Raw genomic sequence first — 18859 nt, 5'->3', positions numbered from 1 at the left:
CCGGAAGGCCGCGACAGGAATTAGCATCTGATCGGGTACCAGTTCACGCCGGGAGCCCCGGCAGCAGCGCGGAGGGCAGGGCGACCGGTGTCCTCGAAAGGAGTAGGCATGACGCAGTCGGGCAGCAGCTCCACCCGTTCGGGCAAGTCGGAATCCACGCAGTCGGAACAGACGGGTAGCACGGACGCGACCAGTATCCCGGAGTCGCGTTCGGGAGGCTCACCCGCGCGCCTGGCGGACGACACCTCGGAGGGTAGGACCAGCATCTCCTCCTCCGTGGTGCAGAAGATCTCCGGAATCGCCGCGCGGGAGATCTCCGGGGTGTACTCGATGGGGGGCGGCGTGTCACGCGCTTTCGGCGCCCTGCGGGAACGCATCCCCGGCAGCAGCGGGAGTTCGAACGTCTCGGGCGTACAGGTGGAGGTCGGAGAACGCCAGGCCGCGATCGACCTGGACATCGTCGTGGAGTACGGTGCCGCGATCGTGGATCTCGCCCGTGCGGTACGCCGCAATGTGATCCACAGCGTGGAACGCATGTGCGGCTTGGAGGTGACCGAGGTCAACATCTCGGTCAACGACATCCACCTCCCCTCCGAGGACGAGGAGGAAACCCAGCAGAACGGGACGGGCTCACGAGTGCAGTGACCGGCTGAGCAACGGCTGCTGCCCCACCCCCGTCCGAGGACGTTGTGCGTCCCGAACCACGCCATGACAGCACGGGAGCACGGAATGACCACGGAACACGAGAACGGGCGGGAGCACGAGCACGTCGCCGAGCGGATAGCGGCCGCGGCTCTGGAGCACCCCTGTGTGGTCCGGCTGGACGGCGGGGAATACGGAACCGTCGCCACCCACCTGCCCGGGCGGCGAGTGACCGGTGTCCGAACCACCGCCGACACCGGCGACACGACCGAGGTGTGTGTAGTACTGCTGCTGCGGCGTCCCGTTCCCGAACTGGCGGCCGAGCTCCGGGAAAGGATACGCGAAGTGACCGGCGAAACGAGGATCGACGTGACCGTCGCGGACGTGCTCACACCGGAACAGGAACCGGAGTCGAACCACGGGGCGGGTGAGACGAGGTGACCGGTTCGTGCCGGAGTGCGGACTCACGCCGGGATTCGGATGACGCCAGGGAAGCGCGGATCCGGCTGCGGGAGTTCGTACGTGCGAACCATCCCGACGTCGGTGGTGATTCCGAAGTCTTCGCCGCCGGTGTCGCGGAACTACAGTCGATACGGGACGGAATGCGCTCGCCGGACGAAACACCGAACCCCTTGCCCGACGAACGGGGAGAGGGACCGGTGGTGCTCGTGCGTCGGCACGGTCTCCGGGGGCTGCTCGCCCGGCTACGGAAATGGCGAGCACGCCGCGGGCGCGGGCCGCGAGTCGTATGACCGCGGCGGTCACGTACCCGACCGAACACACACCGGCTCGCGGGACGAATAGGAAGGTTGTGCCATGAACGCGACACAGACCGGCTTGATCGCCGGGCTGATTCTCGGCGTAGCGGTAGCCATTGGTGGTTTCACCGCCTTTCTGATCACGTTGGCGGTCGGTCTGATCGGCTTCGTTGTGGGCCGGTTCGTGGACGGCGACATGGAGCTCGGTGACCTGTTCGGACGGGGCAAGGACCGGTGACCGGGACAGTGGGTACCACCGAGGACGCCGCGACGACACGTTCCGAGCGCGGCGGGTTCACCGAGCCGTCGGAGCGCGGTGAACTGCGTATCGACCGCGGCGTACTGCGCAGCATCGCCGAACACGCGGCGGACTCCGTACCGAACTGTGTTCGGATGCGGCGGCGCGTGGCGGGAGTCGGTACGGGCGAACACGGCACGACGGCCCGGTTGACCGGACCGGAGCGACAACTGCGGATACGTCTGGACCTCGCACTGCGCTACCCGGCACCGATCGCCGAGACCGTGAGCGCCGTTCGCGAACGGGTACGCACCGAGCTGGAACGCCTGGCGGACTGCCGTGTCTCCGCGGTGGACGTCACGGTCACCGCGTTGGTGCCACGCCCCACAGCCCCGCGGGTGGAGTAGCCGCTCACACTGGAAGGACTGCCGACCGATGCGCGCGTTCGTTCGATTCCTCACCACGCTGTTGGGACTGCTGTTCCTGGCCGCTGGTCTGCTGCTGGTGGTCGAAGTGGTACGAGCCGCGGTCTCCACGGGAGCTGACCCGCTGCTGGTGGCACGTGCCACCCTGCGAGACGAACTGGCCGGGGTCTCCTGGCGGGACACCCTGGTGCGAACGGGGGCGGCCGTCACCGCCGTGCTCGGCCTGTTGCTGATTCTCGTGGCCGCACGGGCGGGGAGGGGGGAGATCAGACTGCACAACCCCGCTCCGGGGGTGGTGGTGGTCACCCGTCCTCGGTCACTCGCGCGGCTGGTCGGCCACCGGGTTCGGGAGCAGGACGGAGTGGCACGCGCATCCGTGGTCGCGCACCGTAAAGCGGTGCGGGTCAACGCGGTCGGCCAATTCACCGATGTCGGTGACCTCGAACCCAGACTGCGGGAGACCGCGCGGACCGCGACGGAGGAACTGCCACTGGTCACACCCCCCAAGGTCTCGGTCGCGGTCAAACCGGCGAAGCAGCGATGACCACAAGGCTGTCGAGGAGCGATCATGGCGGTTGAGCAGTCGAGCACACCGCGGCAACCCGAGCGTACGGCGAACCGACTGGGACGCTCGCTGACCTTCGAGCGGACGATCGTTCACGTGGTCGGGACGCTGGCGGTACTGGCGGGTGCGCTGACACTGCTGGTGGGCTCGGGAGCCCTCGGGATGTACCGGGCGGGCCGCCCGGTACTGGACCCGTTGCTGGAGCAGTGGATCCGGGACAATCCGCGGTTGAGTCTCGCGGCGGTGGCCGCGCTGGGCGTGCTGCTGATACTGCTGGGACTCTGGTGGCTGATCCACGCGTTGCGCCCGGAGAACCGCCCGGACATCCACATCGGCGACGGTGCCACGGGGACCACTTCGCTCACGGGGGCGGCTTTCACGGACGCGGTGCGGACCGACGCGCGCGAGATCAGCGGTGTTACCCGGGTGCGGGTGCGTACCACCGGCAGTCCCGAGAACCCAGGACTGCGGATGGTGCTGTCGTTGCAGCACGGCACCGATGTCCGGCAGGTCTGGGAGGAACTGGACGAGAAGGTGCTCTCCCGAGCCCGCGAGGCGCTCCGCGTCGAGACGTTGCCGACCGTGGTCCGACTGGACCTGGACAGCTCCCCGGCGCAACGCGTGCGGTGAGAAGGCCCGTCTCTCAAGCTCGCCCACTGTCGCGAGTCGCTCCGATCGAGGCGAGCACCACGCACAGCACCGCGAGCCACTGCCCCACGCCGAGCGCCTCCCGCAGCACCACCAGCCCGGCCAGGGCGGCCACGGCGGGCTCCAGACTCATCAGCACCCCGAAGACCCGCGGCGGGATGCGGCGCAGCGCCTCCAGTTCCAGTGAGTAGGGCACGACGGAGGACATCAGGGCAACCACCAGACCCACGAGCAGCACGTGCGGATCGAGCAGCGCGGTGTTCGACTCGACCACCCCGAACGGGAGCACCAGCACCGCGCCGACGGCCATCCCGACGGCGAGCCCACCCCCGCCCGTGGTGCGGTCGCCGAGCTTGGCCCCCATCAGGATGTAGCCCGCCCAGAACACCGCCGCCAGCAGCGCGAAGGCGATCCCCAGTGGATCGAGTCCGCCCTCGACGCGGGAGAGCAGCAGCACGCCGGTGGCGGCGAGCAGCGCCCAAACCACGTCGAGCTTGCGACGGGAACCGAAAACGGCGACCGACAACGGCCCCAGGAACTCGATGGTGACCGCCACACCCAGCGGAATTCGCTCGAAAGCGTGGTAAATGCTGGTGTTCATCCCGGCGAGCATCGCGCCGTAGCCTGCGACGACCGGAAAAGTTTTGCGGTCCATCCGCAGCGCGGGACGCCACACCAACAGCAGCACCAGCGCCGCGAAGGTGAGTCGGATCGCGCTCACGCCGAACGCGCCGGCCATGGCGAACAGCTGCTTGGCGAAGGCGGCGCCGACCTGCAAACTGATCATGCCGGTAACCACGAGCACAGGCGGGGGCACGGCCCCGAAAGCACGGGTGGCCAGCGCGCCGAACCGCCCGTCGGGCTGCCCTCCGGCGGACGATGCCTCGTCCAGTTGTGCCACGGTCGCGTTCCGCTCCTGTCCGAATCGATGCTGTCCGGGGCGGCGACGTTCGTCACCACCGCTACCGGAGGCCCTGCCGGTCGGCAGACTACTGCAACCGCACACGAGCGGGACCACCGCCGTGACCCCGTCACCGCCGTAACCGTTCACCCACTTCTCACACCGGTCGTGCGATGATTCCCGGAGTGCACAGGGGGGTGCACAGCGGGGTAAGGCGCCCGTCCGAGTCAGCACACCGCGCCGAGAAGGAGTTCACGTGCCGCGCGTCATCGGCAGAGTCGGTGTCATCCTGCTGCTTCTGGTGCTCACGGCATGTTCCGCGGGACCGTCGGATCGTCCGGCCGTGGCCTATCGGGACGACGGGAACTCCGGTGCGCGAACCCCTCGGAACTCCGAGCCACGAACCGTGCCACCGCTGGGGCCGTCGACCCAGAACGCGCTGAACTGGTCGGACTGTACCGGTGCGACCAGGAGTGAACTGGGGGCGAGCCACTCCCCCGGCGACATGCGGTTCTCGTGCACGAACCTGCTGACCAGTACCGATCCTCCCGGGGCAGTACGCGGTGGCACCACACAAATCGCACTGCTGGCCGCGGGCTCCGGCGACGTCCCGTTGGTGGTGGTCAACGACATCCGTGGCGCTCCGGGAACCACCTTCGCCGCGCGTCTCGCCACGCGGCTGCCCGATCGGATGCTGCGCGAGTTCAGGATCATCGGAATGGACCGCCGGGGTACCGGGGAGTCCGATCCGACGAACTGCGTACCCGAGCAGGAACGCGAGGCCATCACTCGGTTCGACTCGCGAGCGACCGACGAGGCGACGCTGGCCAGGTTGTTGGAATCGGTGCGCACGGCCAGCCAGGAATGCCTGCTGGAGCTGGAGCGACGAGCCCAGACCTACGACACACGCCACGCGGCGGCCGACCTGGAGGAACTGCGGCTGCAACTCGAGGTACCTCGACTGCACGCCATCGGACGTGGCGAGGGCTCACGCGTGTTGAGCGTCTACGCGCGTGACCATCCGAACAACGTGGGCCGAATGGTCTTCGACGGCGCGCCGGACCCGACGCTGAAAACCCTGGCGCAGCTGAAACGGCGTGCCGACAGCGCGGAGCGGACCTTCGACGTGTTCGCCGCGACGTGCGGCGAGTCCGGGGAATGCGCGCTGGGTGACTCGCCGAGGCAACGGTTGGACTCGCTCATCGAACGCACCCGCGGGCAACCCCTACCGGCGGACGGAGCACCACTCACCTCGGGAGAACTGGCCAGAGCGGTGCTGCACGGTCTGGGGAGCCGGGAGGACTGGCCCCGGTTGATCCGGGCCATCGCGGCGGCCGAGAACGGCGACGGCAGCGCGTTGGCGGGCTTCGTCCGGAACTCCGAGGTCGGGGCCGACCGGCTGGGACAGCGAATGGTCACGCGCTGCAACGACACGATGTTGCGGCTCCCGCCGGAACGTGCGCGCAACATCGCCGAGGAATGGGTCGACAGCAGGCCACTGTTCGGCGGCGTGTTCGCACAGCGGCTGATCAGGTGCTCCACCTGGCCCAGGCCACAACAGGCCTTGCCTTCGCCCGGTAACGGCCGACTGCCGCGTATACCGGTGATAACCACCGAGCACGATCCCCTGACCCCCGCGACCGGTAGTGAGAACACGGCAGCCACGCTGCCCGACGGCAGCAAGATCAACTGGTTGGGAAGCGGTCACGGTGCGCTGGGACGGTCCGACTGCGTCACGGAACTCGTCGGTGAATTCCTCGTCGCGGGCAAGGTTCCGCCCCGCGACGCGGCCTGTCCGGCGTGATGTCCGTCCCGACCAGCGGGATTTCCCGACGGGCTCTCCCGCCTGCGCTCTCGCGAACAAGGCCCGACGTGGCCGTAGTCGGCTACTCGACGTCGGGCCTCACCACGGCCGGAGCAGACGGGAGGTTCCGCCCAGCGAACGACATCGCGGACCCGGGGGCCGCGGGATCTCGTCAGCAGCTGCTGCAGCACCCGCAGGAGGGTCCACTGCAACTGGCGCAGCAGCTGCACCCACCGAACTGTGTTTCCGTCGCGGTCTGTGCCACGGCTTGCTCCATGACAGCCTCCTGATCGCAGGAACATCGACACGTCGATGCTGCCCCGCCGTCCGCGTCACGGATACCGCTGGACGGGCGACAGCCGCGATCGAACACCGTTCTCGGTTCGGTCTCGGTGGTGCTTCGTCGGGCTCTTCCTCGACCGCTCGGCCGCGCCCCCACCCGACCAGCCGCGTGGGTTCCGTCCGAAACGGCACGGGAAAACCGCTCGGACGGGAGTCCCGGCAGCGGCTTTCCGAACCGATCAGGTGGTTTCGGAGAACGTTCGACACGGGCGCACTGAGGGGCACTGAGGGTTACCGTGGGAGCATGTCACGCGCCGAGCACGGCGAACCGGACGAGCCGGCCGGCCGTTTCGCCGACGACCTGATCGGGCTGGACCCGCACGACCCGGAGGCACAGGCGTTCGCCGCGCATCTGGATCGGATGCAGCACTGTGGCTCCCGAGCGACCGTCGAGGGCATGTTGCAGGGGGTCGGCGACTTCGCGCAGAGCGCGAACCGGCTGCGGGGCGAGCGCAGACTGCTCGCCGTCGTCGTGGTCACACTGATCCTGCTTGGGGTGGCCTTCACGATATGGAACGCCCTGGTCTTCATGGTGGCGGCGTTCTCGGGGTGACCCGCCTGAGGATGAGTGCCGCCTCCCGTGGAATCCCGTCCCCGGGGAGTCCCGCTTTTCGAGGGACCGCGCCTCCTGCGGTGCCGCCGTACTCGCACGGAATTATCGTGGAGGTATGGATCCGGTAGTGGGAACCACCCCCAAGGTCGTCAAGTCGGAACAGCAGTGGCGGGAACGACTCGACCAGGACGAGTACGCCGTGTTGCGGCAGGGAGCCACCGAAGCGCCGTACAGCGGTGCCTACGTGGAGGAAAAGACCCAGGGCGTTTACGAATGCCGCGCCTGTGGCGCCGAACTGTTCCGCAGCGGCACCAAGTTCGAGTCGCACTGCGGCTGGCCGTCCTTCTGGGACCCCAGTGACTCGGAAGCGGTCCTGCTCCGAGAGGACCGTTCGCACGGCATGGTGCGCGTGGAGGTGCTCTGCGCGTCCTGCCACAGCCACCTCGGCCACGTGTTCGAGGGAGAGGGCTACCCCACCCCCACCGACCAGCGCTACTGCATCAACTCCGTCGCGCTGCGACTGGAGCCGGACGAGAACGCCTGACCGGCGAAGAAAGCGGCAGACGACGGGACTCCGGCCGGGGCCGGCTCATCCGGTGACGAAGCAGTACGTGCTGCCCTCACCGCCGGTGAGCACGGTCTCGGCCGGGACCGAAGGAGAACGTGGTGAGAGCCCATGCCGCCCTCCGACCGATCGACAGTGCTCACGCGACGAGCTCGACAGTCGAGGACAGTCCGGGGGCTCTGGCAAGCCGAGCGTCGGCGGTCAGCAGGGGCACGTCCAGGGTGGTGGCCAACGCGACGTAAAGAGCATCGTAGAAGGTAACCGCACCGCGCAGTGACCAGGCCATCTCGGCGAGTGGCCCGACGTGAGGGTAACGTTGATCAGCTACATGTCTGCTCGCACGCAGCGCTGCGTGAGCGGACTCCTGGTCCAGTTCCCCCCGCAACTCCTTACGTCGCAGGACGTTGCCCACTTCGGCGTCGAACTGATGCGGGACATGGCACTCGAGTTCGGGAAGGCGCGTTCGGAAGGAGCGCGCGGCGGATTCGGAGCTCGTGAGAGCGAGAAGCGCCGCTGAAGCGTCGATGACGACCAGTGACGTCATCGACGCTCGGCTTCCCGGTCCTCGACGATGCTGTCCACTGTCACGCCAGTCCCGGTGTTCGTCTCCAGCACTCGCTCCATCGTCGCCAGAACCTCCGCCTTCGGGGTTCTCGACGCCTCCTCTTCCAACACACCACGTAGATACGCCTGCAGCGACTGACCCGATGCACGAGCCCGGGTGCGGTGAACCTCGTAAGCGCGTTCGGAGAGATCGCGAACTTGTATGGTCGCCATAGCACAACATTAGCGCTGAATCAGCGCAAAATCAATTCGGCGCCGAACCTCACGGCAGCCGCGCGACCAAGTCCTCCGCCTCCACACGCGGCCCGGTGTAGAACGGGGTCTCCTCGCGCACGTGCAGCCGAGCCTGGGTGGCGCGCAGGTGGCGCATCAGGTCGACGAGCCTGTGGAGTTCGTCGGCCTCGAAGGACAGGATCCACTCGTAATCGCCCAGCGCGAAGGCGGGAACGGTGTTCGCCCGCACGTCCGGATAGTCCCTGGCCTCCTTGCCGTGCTCGACGAGCATGTCCCGCCGTTCCTCGTCCGGAAGCAGGTACCACTCGTAGGAGCGCACGAACGGGTAGACGCACACGTAGGCACGCGGCTCCTCACCGGCGATGAAGGCCGGAACGTGGCTCTTGTTGAACTCGGCCGGCCGATGCACGGCCACATTGCTCCACACCGGCTCGCTGGCCCGCCCGAGCGGGGTCTCGCGCCGGAAGTCCGAGTAGGCCGTCTGCAGGTCCTCGATCCGGGAGGCGTGCCACCAGATCAGGAAGTCGGCGTCGGCACGCATACCGGAGACGTCGTAGACACCACGCACCACGAGGTCCGAGGACTCCTCGAGTCCTTCCAGGAACCGCCTGGTGCTCACCCCGGCCTTCTCCCTGTCCTCGGGGAGTTCCCCCGGCCGGACGCGGAACACCGACCACATGGTGTAGCGGATCGTATCGTTCAATTCGGCGTAGTTCAGGCGGGCCATACCGACCAGTCTGCCACCGCTCCCCTCCACCGCGGAGGACAGGTGCGCGGGGATGTGCCTCAGCTCGCTGCCAGCTGTTCCGCGATCGCGGCCGCCGCCGACTCGCCGGTGCCGACGCAAGCGGGTACCCCCACGCCGTGCAGCGCGGCGCCCGCCACCGCCAGCCGCGGTGTCCGCGAGACCGCGTCCTCGATCCCGGCGACGATCTCGGAGTGCCCCACGCCGTACTGCGGCAGCCCACCGCCCCAACGAACGACGCGGTGCTGCGTGGGCGTGGCGGTCACTCCGGTGAGTTCGGCCAGATCGGCGCGTACCCGGCGCAGCAGTTCGTCGTCGTCCGGCCGGAGTTCGGCGGGGTCTCCCCTGCCCACCGAGGCCCGGACCAGCAGCTCCTTCTCGCCGCCGCGCAGATGCGGCCACTTGCGGCTGGAGAAGGTGAACGCCTTCGCGGCGAACGGAGTCCCGTCCGCGTGCCGCTCGCCGCGGGCGATGAGCACTCCGGAGGCCGTGGGCAGCTCGACGTGGGACGGCAGGGCCAGTCCAATCACGGCCATGGAGGCGAGTTGGAGACGACCGAAGCGGTCGGCGGCATCCGGGACGGGTTCGGCGAGCAGCTTGCGGGCCGCGGGGGCGGGCACCGCGAGCACGACCGCGTCCACCTCGAGCGTCCGAGGATTCGGAGCGGAACCGATCGACAGGCTCCAGCCCCGGGCCAGCGGACGCAGGGCGCGAACCGGCCTGCCGAGTTCGAAACTCGCCCGCGAGTGCTTCCGCAGTTCGTCGAGCAACGTGTCGTAGCCCTGCCGGAACGCCCCGAACACGGGAGGCCTTTCCGTGCCGGGCGGGGGCGGTTCGGGCATGGCCGCGTTGACGGCGGCCGTCAGCGACTCGGCGCCCGCGTCCAGGGCGTTCGCCAGCGCGGGCATGGTGGCGCGCAGGCCCAGGGCGTCGGCCGAACCGCCGTAGACCCCGCCGAGCAACGGCTCCACGAGGCGTTCGACGGCCTCGGATCCGAGCCGCTCCCGCAGCAGGGCACCGACCGAGGCGTCACCTCCGGACAACCGCAGCGGTTCGAGCGACTCCTCCCGCTCGACGGCACGGACCCCGCTCTCCGAGAGAACCCCGTTGACGGCCCGTCCGGAGGCGGGGACCCCCATGAGCATCCCCGCGGGCAGTGAACGGCTTCCCCCGCCCGCACGCACCGTCGCCGAGGCGGAACCGGGGTGCACCAGCTCCTCGTCCAACCCGAGCTCAGCGGCCAGTCGAGGGACTTCCGGACGTCGCGCCAGGAACGCCTCGGCCCCGAGATCGTAGCCACGATCGGCGAGCCGAGCGGTGTACAGCTTGCCGCCGGTTCGCTCGGCCTGGTCGAACACGACGATCTCGGCATGCTCGCCCAACAACTTCCGCAACCGGTGCGCGGCGGTCATCCCGGCGATGCCGCCGCCGATCACAGCGACTCTGGACATGGTCCCCGCTCCGGTCAGTCTCGGCGGGAGTGCACGAACTCGACGAGCCTGGTCAGCACTTCGGGGTCGGTGTCGGGCAGCACGCCGTGCCCGAGGTTGAAAATGTGCCCACCGGCCGACTCGCCCTCCGCGAGGATCCGCTCCGTCTCGCCGCGCACGGAATCCCAGTCCGAGAACAGCACCGCCGGGTCGAGATTTCCCTGCAGCACGGGGCGCGAGGGGTGCGACGGCTCGATCCGCGCCGCGGCCGTGTCCAACGGGACCCGCCAGTCGACCCCCGTCACGCTGGCGCCGGCCTCGTGCATCGCTCCGAGCAGTTCACCCGTCCCCACCCCGAAGTGGATCCGCGGCACCTCGCCGCCGGTGTACTCCGCTACGCCCCGCAGGATCCGGCTGGTGTGCGGCTGCACGTAGGTGACGTAGTCACGGGGGGAGAGCGCGCCGGCCCAGGAGTCGAACAGCTGAATCGCGTCGACTCCGGCGTCGACCTGAACCCGCAGGAATTTCAGCGTGGTCTCGGCGAGCTTGCCGAGCAGCGCGTGCCAGGTTTCCGGGTCGGAGTGCATGAGCGCCTTGGTGCGCTCGTGGTTGCGACTCGGACCACCCTCGACGAGGTAGGACGCCAGTGTGAACGGGGCCCCTGCGAACCCGATGAGCGGTGTCCGACCCAGCTCGCCGAGCAGCAACCGGATCGCCTCGGCCACCCCTTCGACGTGTTCGGCCTCCAACTCGGGCAGGGCTGCCACGTCGGCGGCACCCCGCACGGGCTGGTTGACCACCGGGCCGGTGCCGGAGACGATGTCCAGCCCCACACCGGCGGCGTAGAGCGGAAGCACGATGTCACTGAACAGGATCGCGGCGTCCACGCCGTGCCTTCGTACCGGTTGCATCGTGATCTCACAGACCAGTTCCGGCGTGAGACAGGCCCGCAGCATGGGCACGCCTTCCCGCACCCGGCGGTACTCCGGCAACGAGCGCCCCGCCTGACGCATGAACCACACGGGGGTGTGTTCAGGAGTTCCGCCGTTCGCGGCCACCAGCAACGGAGCATCGTCGAGCCCGCGTCGGTTGGAGACGTGCGTGGGATGGGTCATCGGAATCCTCCGCCGATTCGAAGGGATCAGGGGCGCCGTAGGGCCGACTCCGGGCCCCGGCCGCCAACGTGACGAAATGTCGCGGAGCCGGAAGGACCACGTCCGGACAAGCGCAACGGGGCTCCTCGGAAGTCCTTGCGGGACGGCTTGCGCGGGTGGCCGGGTAACGGCACGCCAACCGACGTCGCGGGCTCGCCGGAGCCCCTCCACCCGGGTGGTCGGATCCGTGCGGGACGGATCCGACCTCATGTTCGCACGCCGTGCGAGTAAGCCGAGCGTCCGGTCCACTGTTCGTGATCTCCGGCGTGGCGTCGCCACGTGATTGCGAACAGGTCTTACAGTCACCTGCTGTGACCGAGATGTCGGCTGTTCCCATGGTTTTTCGGGACGCGGTGGCAACACTGCAGGCCCCACCTCCCCGCAGGGAGATAGAGCTCAGCGAGATACGCCCACCGAAACGGCTCGCTCCGTGGACCTATGCGCTGGCGGCCGAGACGAGTGGCCCCGAGGGCACGGCCGTCACGGCCCGCCTCGTACTGCTGCACGATCCGGAGGGGCAGCCCTCCTGGGAAGGTGTGCTGCGACTGGTCCTCTACCTGCGGGCCGATGTGGGAAGCGAGCTGGCGGGCGACCCCGGGCTGGCCGAGCTCGGTTGGTCGTGGCTGACGGAAGCGCTGCACTCGTGCCGCGCGGGCCACACGGCGCTGGGTGGCACGGTTACCGCGACCTGTTCGGCCAGGTTCGGTGAGATAGCGGAACCGGCGCGCGAGCACGAACTGGAGCTGCGGGGTTCCTGGACTCCTTCGGACAGCGAACTGACCGCGCACGCACGTGCGTTCCAGGAAGTGATCGGCGCCGCGGCCGGGCTGCCGCCGGTCGGCGTGAGCGTGTTGGGCAACCGGACAACGGAACGCCGCAGGCACGGCTGAACACCTCCGGCGGGTGGCTCGCTGTCGAGCGCTGCCCGGGTGGATGCAGGCGAATACGCCCGCCCCGTCGAACGGTCACTCAGCGGCGGGACGGGCTCACCGGATACCGCTGAGGCACCTCCCGCGGCCCACGGAGCCGTCGGGGCGGCCGCAGGAGCGGCGCGAGGGGACGACCGTCCCGCATCGTTCCGATACCGCCGGAGACACGAAGATCGAAAGATCTGTATCGAATCACCACGCTTCGGCGTTAACACTGTTTTCTAGTGTCACCCGAAAGAAGTAGGCAGAGTCACATCGAGGACAACTCGATCGGGATACATACCCGTTTGATCGTCCCAATAATCCGCTCGGACGGTTACGCTACAACCTGAACGACACCACTTTCGGTCGATCAGTGGCGCGGCTGATCGGCCGAGAGTCCCGGTGCCGGTCGGGGGGCACGACCGACTCCAGGGAGGTAGTGACGTGGCTGCCGTCGGCTTAGGTCAGGCCGCTCGTACCACGCCAGCCGGTGCATTGCCGGCTAACATGGTTCCGCACCCGCGGGAAGAGCTGTTCACGGTGCTCGTGGTGGACGATCATCCGCTGCTCCGGGAGGCCATATCCTCTCGGCTGCTGCAGATGGGGGCCGGCACGGTGCACGAAGCCGCATCGATGGCCGAGGCCAAGGCGCGTGCCTTGGCCACCGGTCCGTGCGACCTGGCAGTCCTCGATCTGGGACTGCCCGATGGGACAGGTGTAGACCTGGTTACGGAATTACGTACCCAGGGCTGGCCACGGATCGTGGTGCTCGCCTCGTCCGACGACCCCTATGCGGTTCGGGCCGCGTTTCAGGCGGGAGCACAGGCATACCTGCTGAAATCGGCATCACCGACCGTGGTCACGGACGGCGTGCGCCGCGTGCTGGACGGCGGTGTGTACGCCGATCCGAACGTGGCTCCGGTGTTGGCCGCCGGTACCCGGGTTCCGGGCACCGACAACACTCCGCGCGAGCTCTCCGCTCGTGAGATCGAAGTGTTGCAACTGGTGGCGGACGGCCGATCCAACAAAGAGATCGGCGAAACGCTCAATTTGTCCGCTCTGACGGTGAAGAGTCACCTGTCGAGGATCGGACGCAAATTGGGCACCGGAGACCGGGCCCAGATGGTCGCGTTGGCAATGCGAGCCGGAGTGATTCGATGACCTGACACCCCCCATCGAACCGGTCGGCGGACGGTGAATCGGACCGTTCGGTCCCCTCAGCCGATAGAGGGACGTATCGTCTGTGAGCCGTGGATGCTGTTCACCCCGAATCCGCCGAACCGGACCATTCCGAACCAGTGTTGCTGACACGTCCCTCCGGTGGTGTCCCACCGGTGGTCGAGCAGCCCCGATCCCTGCGTCTCGCCGCCGCGGCACTGGCGGCGGGGAGTGGGCCGATCGCGATCGATACCGAGCGTGCCTCCGGGTACCGTTACTCGCAGCGGGCGTATCTGCTGCAGTTACGCCGGGAGGGCACGGGCACGGTACTGATCGACCCGATCGCGCTCAACGGGGATCCGGGGCCGCTCGTCGCCGCACTCGGTGACACGGAATGGGTACTACACGCGGCCTCGCAGGACCTGCCGTGCCTGGCCGAACTCGGCCTGCGTCCGGACCGGCTCTTCGACACGGAACTGGCGGGCCGACTGGCCGGCTACGAACGGGTGTCACTCGGCGCTCTCGCGGAGCGACTGCTGTCGTACCGGCTGGAGAAGGGACACGGTGCGGCCGACTGGTCGCGCAGACCACTGCCCCACGAGTGGCTGGTGTACGCGGCGCTGGACGTGGAGCTGTTGGTCGAACTACGTGCCGCGCTGCGGGCGGAACTCGACAAGCAGGGCAAGCTCGACTGGGCCATGCAGGAGTTCGAAGCGGTCCGCACGGCTCCGCCGCCACCCGCACGACCGGAACCGTGGCGTCGGACGTCGGGAATCCACCGGCTGCGCACTCCGGTCCAGCTGGCGATCGTGCGCGCACTGTGGCAACTGCGGGACGACATCGCCCGCCGCCGGGACATCGCGCCGGGACGGATTCTGCCGGACAGCTCGATCATCCGGGCGGCGCGGGAGAACCCGGCCACCAGGGAGGACCTCGTCGCACTGCCGGTGTTCGGCGGCAAACAGCAGCGCAGAAGATCCGAGCAGTGGTTCGAGGCGCTGCGCGGCGCACGCGAGCTGGATCACGAGGAACTACCCACCACCGCCCCACCGAACGACGGACCACCGCCAACGAACAGGTGGGCGGAGCGGGACTCGGCCGCGGCCTCCCGGCTGAGCGCGGTTCGGAACGTGCTCTCCGGTATCGCCGAGCGGAACAATCTGCCGGCGGAGAACCTGCTGCTGCCGGATCTGGTGCGCAGGCTCTGCTGGCAACCTCCCTCGGACGGAAGCGTGGCCGCGATAGCGGCACAGCTGCGTGAACGCGGCGCCCGGCCCTGGCAGGTGGAACTGACGGCGGAGCCGATCGCCGAGGCGATGGGCGAGTCCGACGACAAAGCTTCCGACCAGGTGAAATAATCCGTTCGATTCCCGGTCCGCGGCTTCGGATCCCACTGTTCCGACGGTGGTCTCCCGGATGTGGTCCAGCAGACATCGATCCCACTGGTTACCGTTCGGTAATGAGCGCTAGAGTGCACGTTACCGGCCGGTAGCGGCATGGCCCGCCGTCGGGCAGCGGAGCCGTCCGGCCTGGCGCGTACCCACATCGACGCGTACCCACATCGACAAGGAGCACGCCGTGGCAGCACCTGCGTCGGCAGCAGCCGACACGAGCAGCGGCCCCGCATCGGCGGGAGCGCCGCGTGCCCTCAGGAACGTGGTCTTCGTCGACGGCGTCCGCACGCCGTTCGGCAAGGCAGGCACCAAGGGCATCTACGCCGAGACCCGGGCGGACGATCTCATCGTCAAGGTCATTCGGGAACTGTTGCGGCGACAGCCCGACCTCCCCCCGGAGCGAATCGACGAGGTCGCCATCGCGGCCACCACCCAGATCGGCGATCAGGGACTGACGATCGGCAGGAACGCGGCCCTGCTCGCCGGACTGCCCAAATCCGTACCCGGCTTCGCGATCGACCGGATGTGCGCCGGCGCGATGACGGCGGTCACCAACGTCGCGGGGGGCATCGGATTCGGCGGCTACGACATCGCCGTGGCGGGCGGGGTCGAGCACATGGGCAACCACCCCATGGGGGAGGGGGTGGACCCCAATCCGCGATTCGTCTCCGACAACCTGGTCGACTCCTCCGCACTGGTGATGGGCTCCACCGCCGAGAACCTGCACGACCGGTACCCGAACCTGACCAAGGAACGCACCGACGCCTACGCAGCGCTCAGCCAGCAGCGCTACGAAGCGGCAGCGGAAGCGGGCAGGATCGGCGCGGACCTGGTCCCGGTGGCCACCCGCTCCAGCGAGTCCGGCTGGGGGCTGGCCACCGCCGACGAACCTCCCCGCCCCGGGACCACCGTGGAGTCCCTGGCGGGACTCAAGACTCCGTTCCGGCCGCACGGCCGGGTGACTCCGGGCAACTCCGCCGGACTCAACGACGGTGCGACCGGATGTGTGGTCGCCGACGAGGACACCGCCCGCGAACTGGGGCTTCCCGTCGGGATGCGCATGGTCGGCTACTCCTTCGCCGGGGTGGAGCCCGAGGTCATGGGAGTGGGCCCGGTACCGGCCACCGAGAAGGCTCTCCACCGGGCGGGACTGTCCATCGACGACATCGGACTCTTCGAGATCAACGAGGCGTTCGCGGTCCAGGTACTGGCCTTCCTGGAACACTTCGGAATCGCCGACGACGACCCCAGGGTCAACAAGTGGGGCGGGGCCATCGCCTGCGGACACCCGCTCGCCTCTTCGGGCGTGCGGCTGATGACCCAGCTTTCCAGGCAGTTCACCGAGCATCCGGAGGTTCGCTACGGCATCACCACCATGTGCGTCGGCTTCGGCATGGGCGGCACGGTGATCTGGGAGAACCCGAACCACGACAAGACCGCCGGGGGCGCCAAGTGAGCATCGACAGCGAAACCACAGCCCTGTTCCCCGACGAGGTCGTGACCCGAGCCCACACCCGGCTCGTCGAGGTCCCGGGACTGGACGGCAGGGTCGCGCTCGTCACCATCGACAACGGTCACGACCACACCAAGCCGTCCACCTTCGGTCCGGCCGGTCTCGCCTCGCTGGACTCCGCACTGGACGAGGCGTTCGCGGCGGAACCGGCCGCCATCGCGGTGACCGGTAAACCGTTCGTGTTCGCCGTCGGGGCCGACCTCTCCGGAATGGGCCAGCTCGGCGAACGGGAGTACGCGCACCGGATCGCCAAGGCGGGACACGACGTGTTCCGGCGGCTGACCGAGTCCGAGATCCCCACCTTCGCCTTCGTCAACGGGGCGGCCCTCGGCGGCGGGCTCGAACTGGCCCTGTCGTGCCACTACCGCACCGTGGCCGACAACGCGGGCGCGATCGCGTTCCCCGAGTGCTTCCTGGGGCTGTTCCCGGGCTGGGGCGGCACCCAACTGCTGCCCAACCTGGTCGGCGCCGACCAGGCGGTGACCGTGATCCTGGAGAACTCGCTCAACCAGAACAAGATGCTCAACCCCGGCAAGGCCACCGGCATGGGCATCTTCGACATCCAGCTCGAGTCCCCCGACTTCCTGGAGGAGTCGCTGCGCTGGGCCGTGCGGGTGATCAACGGATCCAGCACCGTACAGCGCGCGGAGATCGACCGCGGTCAGGGCTGGGACGACGCGATCACCCGCGCGAAGGAGATCGCGGCGAGCAAGACGCACGGTGCCTCCCCGGGCGTGGACAAGGCCGTCGAACTGCTCGAACTCGCCAGGAACAACGATCTCGACGCCGGTTACGCGGCCGAGACCGAAGCACTGGCCGACGCGCTGATGACCGACGAGCTGCGCGCCGGGCTGTACGCCTTCGACCTCACGCAGAAGCGGGCGAAGAAACCGGCCGGAGCGCCGGACAAGTCCCTGGCGAACGACGTCAACAAGGTGGGCGTCGTCGGCGCCGGGCTGATGGCCGGGCAGCTGGCGCTGCTGTTCGCACGCCGGCTGGAGGTGCCGGTGGTGCTCACCGACATCGACCAGGAGCGCATCGACAAGGGTGTGGCCTACGTACACGGCGAGATCGACAAACTCGGCGCGAAGGGGCGGCTCTCCTCCGACGGGGTGAACCGGATCAAGGCCCTGGTCACCGGTTCGCTGGACAAGAGCGCCTTCGCCGACGCCGACTTCGTCATCGAGGCCGTGTTCGAGGAGATATCGGTCAAGCAGCAGGTGTTCGGCGAGCTGGAGCAGCACGTCTCGCCGGAGACGGTGCTGGCCACCAACACCTCCTCGCTCTCGGTCGGCGAGATGGGGGCGAAACTCGCCCATCCGGAACGGGTGGTCGGTTTCCACTTCTTCAACCCCGTCGCGGTACTGCCGCTGCTGGAGATCGTGCGGGGCGAGCGGACCGACGACACCACGCTGGCCACGGCCTTCGCGGTCGGCAAGAAGCTCAAGAAGTCCTGCGTGCTGACCGCCGACACGCCTGCTTTCGTGGTCAACCGGCTGCTGACCCGTTTCCTCGGCGAGGTCATCGCCTCGGTCGACGAGGGGACCCCCTTCGAGGTGGCCGACCGGGCGCTGAACCCGCTGGGACTGCCGATGAGTCCGATGGTGCTGCTGCAGCTGGTCGGTCCCGCTATCGCCCAGCACGTCAACGAGACCATGCACGCCGCCTACCCGGACCGGTTCGGTCTCAGCGACAACCTCCGGCGGTTCGTCGACGCGGGCAAGACGGGCGTGTGGACCACCGACGAGGCGGGCAACCAGATCGTCGACCCCGAGGTCGCCGAGCTGTGGCAACAGGGCGACGAGCCGCTCTCCGAGGAACAGGTCCGTGACCGCGCGCTGCGCGCGTTGGCGGAAGAAGCGCGGATCATGTTGGACGAGGACGTCGTCGTCGAGGCCGCGGATCTCGATCTGTGCATGCTCCTCGGAGCGGGATGGCCGTTTTGGCTGGGCGGCATCACCCCCTACCTGGACCGCTCGGGCTACTCCGAGCGGGTCAACGGCAAGCGCTTCCACCAACCCGGAGTGGCCAGCCTGCCCAGCAGCTGAGCGATCGCTCCGGAGACTCCGGCCGGGAGTCACGGAGTGGCCGGTTGTTTCGAGGCCGGGGCGGTACCCACCGTCCCGGCCCTTTTGGTGTGGAGTGGTCCGCGACGCCCTCGGCGCACGAAAAGGCATTCCCCCCCCAGGGGGGGGGAGCCCGTGCCGATTCGCTCCCGGTGACGGCCGCTCGCGTGGGTATCCTCGGAGCACAGCTGCCCCAGAGCACGGCGAATCGCACGCACGGCGGCTCGGCGGTCGTGGCATGATGGATCA

The 18859-nt window shown here is 68.6% G+C and carries 20 protein-coding genes; 14 read left to right on the top strand and 6 right to left on the bottom strand.

Annotated elements, in window-relative coordinates; all coding sequences use genetic code 11:
- Nucleotides 1-108: 108 nt before the first annotated feature.
- From ACOQFL_RS00745 to ACOQFL_RS00720, 6 genes are all read left to right on the top strand, one after another.
- A complete protein-coding gene (locus ACOQFL_RS00745; RefSeq protein ID WP_435542127.1) occupies nucleotides 109-645 on the top strand; it encodes an Asp23/Gls24 family envelope stress response protein in 537 nt (178 codons plus the stop codon).
- A gap of 84 nt (nucleotides 646-729) precedes the next feature.
- The gene (locus ACOQFL_RS00740; RefSeq protein ID WP_435542126.1) at nucleotides 730-1083 is read left to right on the top strand and encodes a hypothetical protein; all 354 of its coding nucleotides are present in this window, start codon (nucleotides 730-732) and stop codon (nucleotides 1081-1083) included.
- Between the two features lie 375 nt (nucleotides 1084-1458).
- The gene (locus ACOQFL_RS00735) at nucleotides 1459-1638 is read left to right on the top strand and encodes a DUF2273 domain-containing protein (protein WP_092628570.1); all 180 of its coding nucleotides are present in this window, start codon (nucleotides 1459-1461) and stop codon (nucleotides 1636-1638) included.
- Nucleotides 1635-2045 carry an Asp23/Gls24 family envelope stress response protein gene (locus ACOQFL_RS00730; protein WP_435542125.1) on the top strand — a complete coding sequence of 137 codons (411 nt, stop codon included), beginning with the start codon at nucleotides 1635-1637 and terminating at the stop codon, nucleotides 2043-2045. The genes ACOQFL_RS00735 and ACOQFL_RS00730 overlap by 4 nt, the downstream gene beginning before the upstream one ends.
- A gap of 28 nt (nucleotides 2046-2073) precedes the next feature.
- Nucleotides 2074-2607: a DUF6286 domain-containing protein gene (locus ACOQFL_RS00725; RefSeq protein ID WP_435542124.1), complete on the top strand. Its 534-nt coding sequence runs from the start codon at nucleotides 2074-2076 to the stop codon at nucleotides 2605-2607.
- 24 nt (nucleotides 2608-2631) lie between these two features.
- Complete coding sequence (locus ACOQFL_RS00720) at nucleotides 2632-3258, top strand: alkaline shock response membrane anchor protein AmaP (protein ID WP_435542123.1); 627 nt, start codon at nucleotides 2632-2634, stop codon at nucleotides 3256-3258.
- A gap of 13 nt (nucleotides 3259-3271) precedes the next feature.
- Here ACOQFL_RS00720 and ACOQFL_RS00715 read toward each other — a convergent pair whose 3' ends face one another.
- On the bottom strand, nucleotides 3272-4168 hold the full coding sequence (locus ACOQFL_RS00715; RefSeq protein WP_435542452.1) for an EamA family transporter: 897 nt from the start codon (nucleotides 4166-4168) through the stop codon (nucleotides 3272-3274).
- A gap of 265 nt (nucleotides 4169-4433) precedes the next feature.
- On the opposite strand from ACOQFL_RS00715, the gene ACOQFL_RS00710 reads away from it, so the two are divergent.
- From ACOQFL_RS00710 to msrB, 3 genes are all read left to right on the top strand, one after another.
- On the top strand, nucleotides 4434-5981 hold the full coding sequence (locus tag ACOQFL_RS00710) for an alpha/beta fold hydrolase (protein ID WP_435542122.1): 1548 nt from the start codon (nucleotides 4434-4436) through the stop codon (nucleotides 5979-5981).
- A 586-nt stretch (nucleotides 5982-6567) separates the two neighbouring features.
- The gene (locus ACOQFL_RS00705) at nucleotides 6568-6876 is read left to right on the top strand and encodes a hypothetical protein (protein ID WP_092628576.1); all 309 of its coding nucleotides are present in this window, start codon (nucleotides 6568-6570) and stop codon (nucleotides 6874-6876) included.
- A gap of 115 nt (nucleotides 6877-6991) precedes the next feature.
- Nucleotides 6992-7420, top strand: a complete 429-nt coding sequence (gene msrB / locus ACOQFL_RS00700; RefSeq protein ID WP_435542121.1) for a peptide-methionine (R)-S-oxide reductase MsrB — start codon at nucleotides 6992-6994, stop codon at nucleotides 7418-7420.
- Between the two features lie 160 nt (nucleotides 7421-7580).
- Here msrB and ACOQFL_RS00695 read toward each other — a convergent pair whose 3' ends face one another.
- Genes ACOQFL_RS00695 through hemE form a run of 5 tightly spaced genes read right to left on the bottom strand, consistent with a single transcriptional unit; the run spans nucleotide 7581 to nucleotide 11529 of the window.
- On the bottom strand, nucleotides 7581-7985 hold the full coding sequence (locus ACOQFL_RS00695; RefSeq protein ID WP_435542120.1) for a type II toxin-antitoxin system VapC family toxin: 405 nt from the start codon (nucleotides 7983-7985) through the stop codon (nucleotides 7581-7583).
- Nucleotides 7982-8218, bottom strand: coding sequence for a FitA-like ribbon-helix-helix domain-containing protein (locus ACOQFL_RS00690; protein WP_435542119.1), 237 nt, complete (start codon nucleotides 8216-8218; stop codon nucleotides 7982-7984). The genes ACOQFL_RS00695 and ACOQFL_RS00690 overlap by 4 nt, the downstream gene beginning before the upstream one ends.
- Before the next feature lie 49 nt (nucleotides 8219-8267).
- On the bottom strand, nucleotides 8268-8966 hold the full coding sequence (hemQ, locus tag ACOQFL_RS00685; protein ID WP_435542118.1) for a hydrogen peroxide-dependent heme synthase: 699 nt from the start codon (nucleotides 8964-8966) through the stop codon (nucleotides 8268-8270).
- Between the two features lie 59 nt (nucleotides 8967-9025).
- Complete coding sequence (gene hemG / locus ACOQFL_RS00680; protein ID WP_435542117.1) at nucleotides 9026-10435, bottom strand: protoporphyrinogen oxidase; 1410 nt, start codon at nucleotides 10433-10435, stop codon at nucleotides 9026-9028.
- Between the two features lie 14 nt (nucleotides 10436-10449).
- Nucleotides 10450-11529 carry a uroporphyrinogen decarboxylase gene (gene hemE, locus ACOQFL_RS00675; protein ID WP_435542116.1) on the bottom strand — a complete coding sequence of 360 codons (1080 nt, stop codon included), beginning with the start codon at nucleotides 11527-11529 and terminating at the stop codon, nucleotides 10450-10452.
- A 350-nt stretch (nucleotides 11530-11879) separates the two neighbouring features.
- On the opposite strand from hemE, the gene ACOQFL_RS00670 reads away from it, so the two are divergent.
- The 5 genes from ACOQFL_RS00670 (at nucleotide 11880) to ACOQFL_RS00650 (ending at nucleotide 18592) form a co-directional block, all read left to right on the top strand.
- Entirely contained in the window at nucleotides 11880-12458 is a 579-nt protein-coding gene (locus tag ACOQFL_RS00670; RefSeq protein ID WP_435542115.1) for a DUF3000 domain-containing protein, read from the top strand.
- Nucleotides 12459-12986: 528 nt separating this feature from the next.
- Entirely contained in the window at nucleotides 12987-13640 is a 654-nt protein-coding gene (locus ACOQFL_RS00665; RefSeq protein WP_017976119.1) for a response regulator, read from the top strand.
- An 89-nt stretch (nucleotides 13641-13729) separates the two neighbouring features.
- Nucleotides 13730-14995: an HRDC domain-containing protein gene (locus ACOQFL_RS00660; protein ID WP_435542114.1), complete on the top strand. Its 1266-nt coding sequence runs from the start codon at nucleotides 13730-13732 to the stop codon at nucleotides 14993-14995.
- 298 nt (nucleotides 14996-15293) lie between these two features.
- The gene (locus tag ACOQFL_RS00655; RefSeq protein WP_435542451.1) at nucleotides 15294-16487 is read left to right on the top strand and encodes a thiolase family protein; all 1194 of its coding nucleotides are present in this window, start codon (nucleotides 15294-15296) and stop codon (nucleotides 16485-16487) included.
- Nucleotides 16484-18592 carry a 3-hydroxyacyl-CoA dehydrogenase NAD-binding domain-containing protein gene (locus ACOQFL_RS00650; protein ID WP_435542113.1) on the top strand — a complete coding sequence of 703 codons (2109 nt, stop codon included), beginning with the start codon at nucleotides 16484-16486 and terminating at the stop codon, nucleotides 18590-18592. Before ACOQFL_RS00655 ends, ACOQFL_RS00650 begins: the two co-directional genes overlap by 4 nt.
- The last annotated feature ends 267 nt before the right edge of the window (nucleotides 18593-18859 follow it).

The organism is Actinopolyspora sabaoui (assembly GCF_051225635.1).
Lineage (GTDB): Bacteria > Actinomycetota > Actinomycetes > Mycobacteriales > Pseudonocardiaceae > Actinopolyspora.
This window is presented reverse-complemented; position numbering and strand designations above follow the sequence as displayed.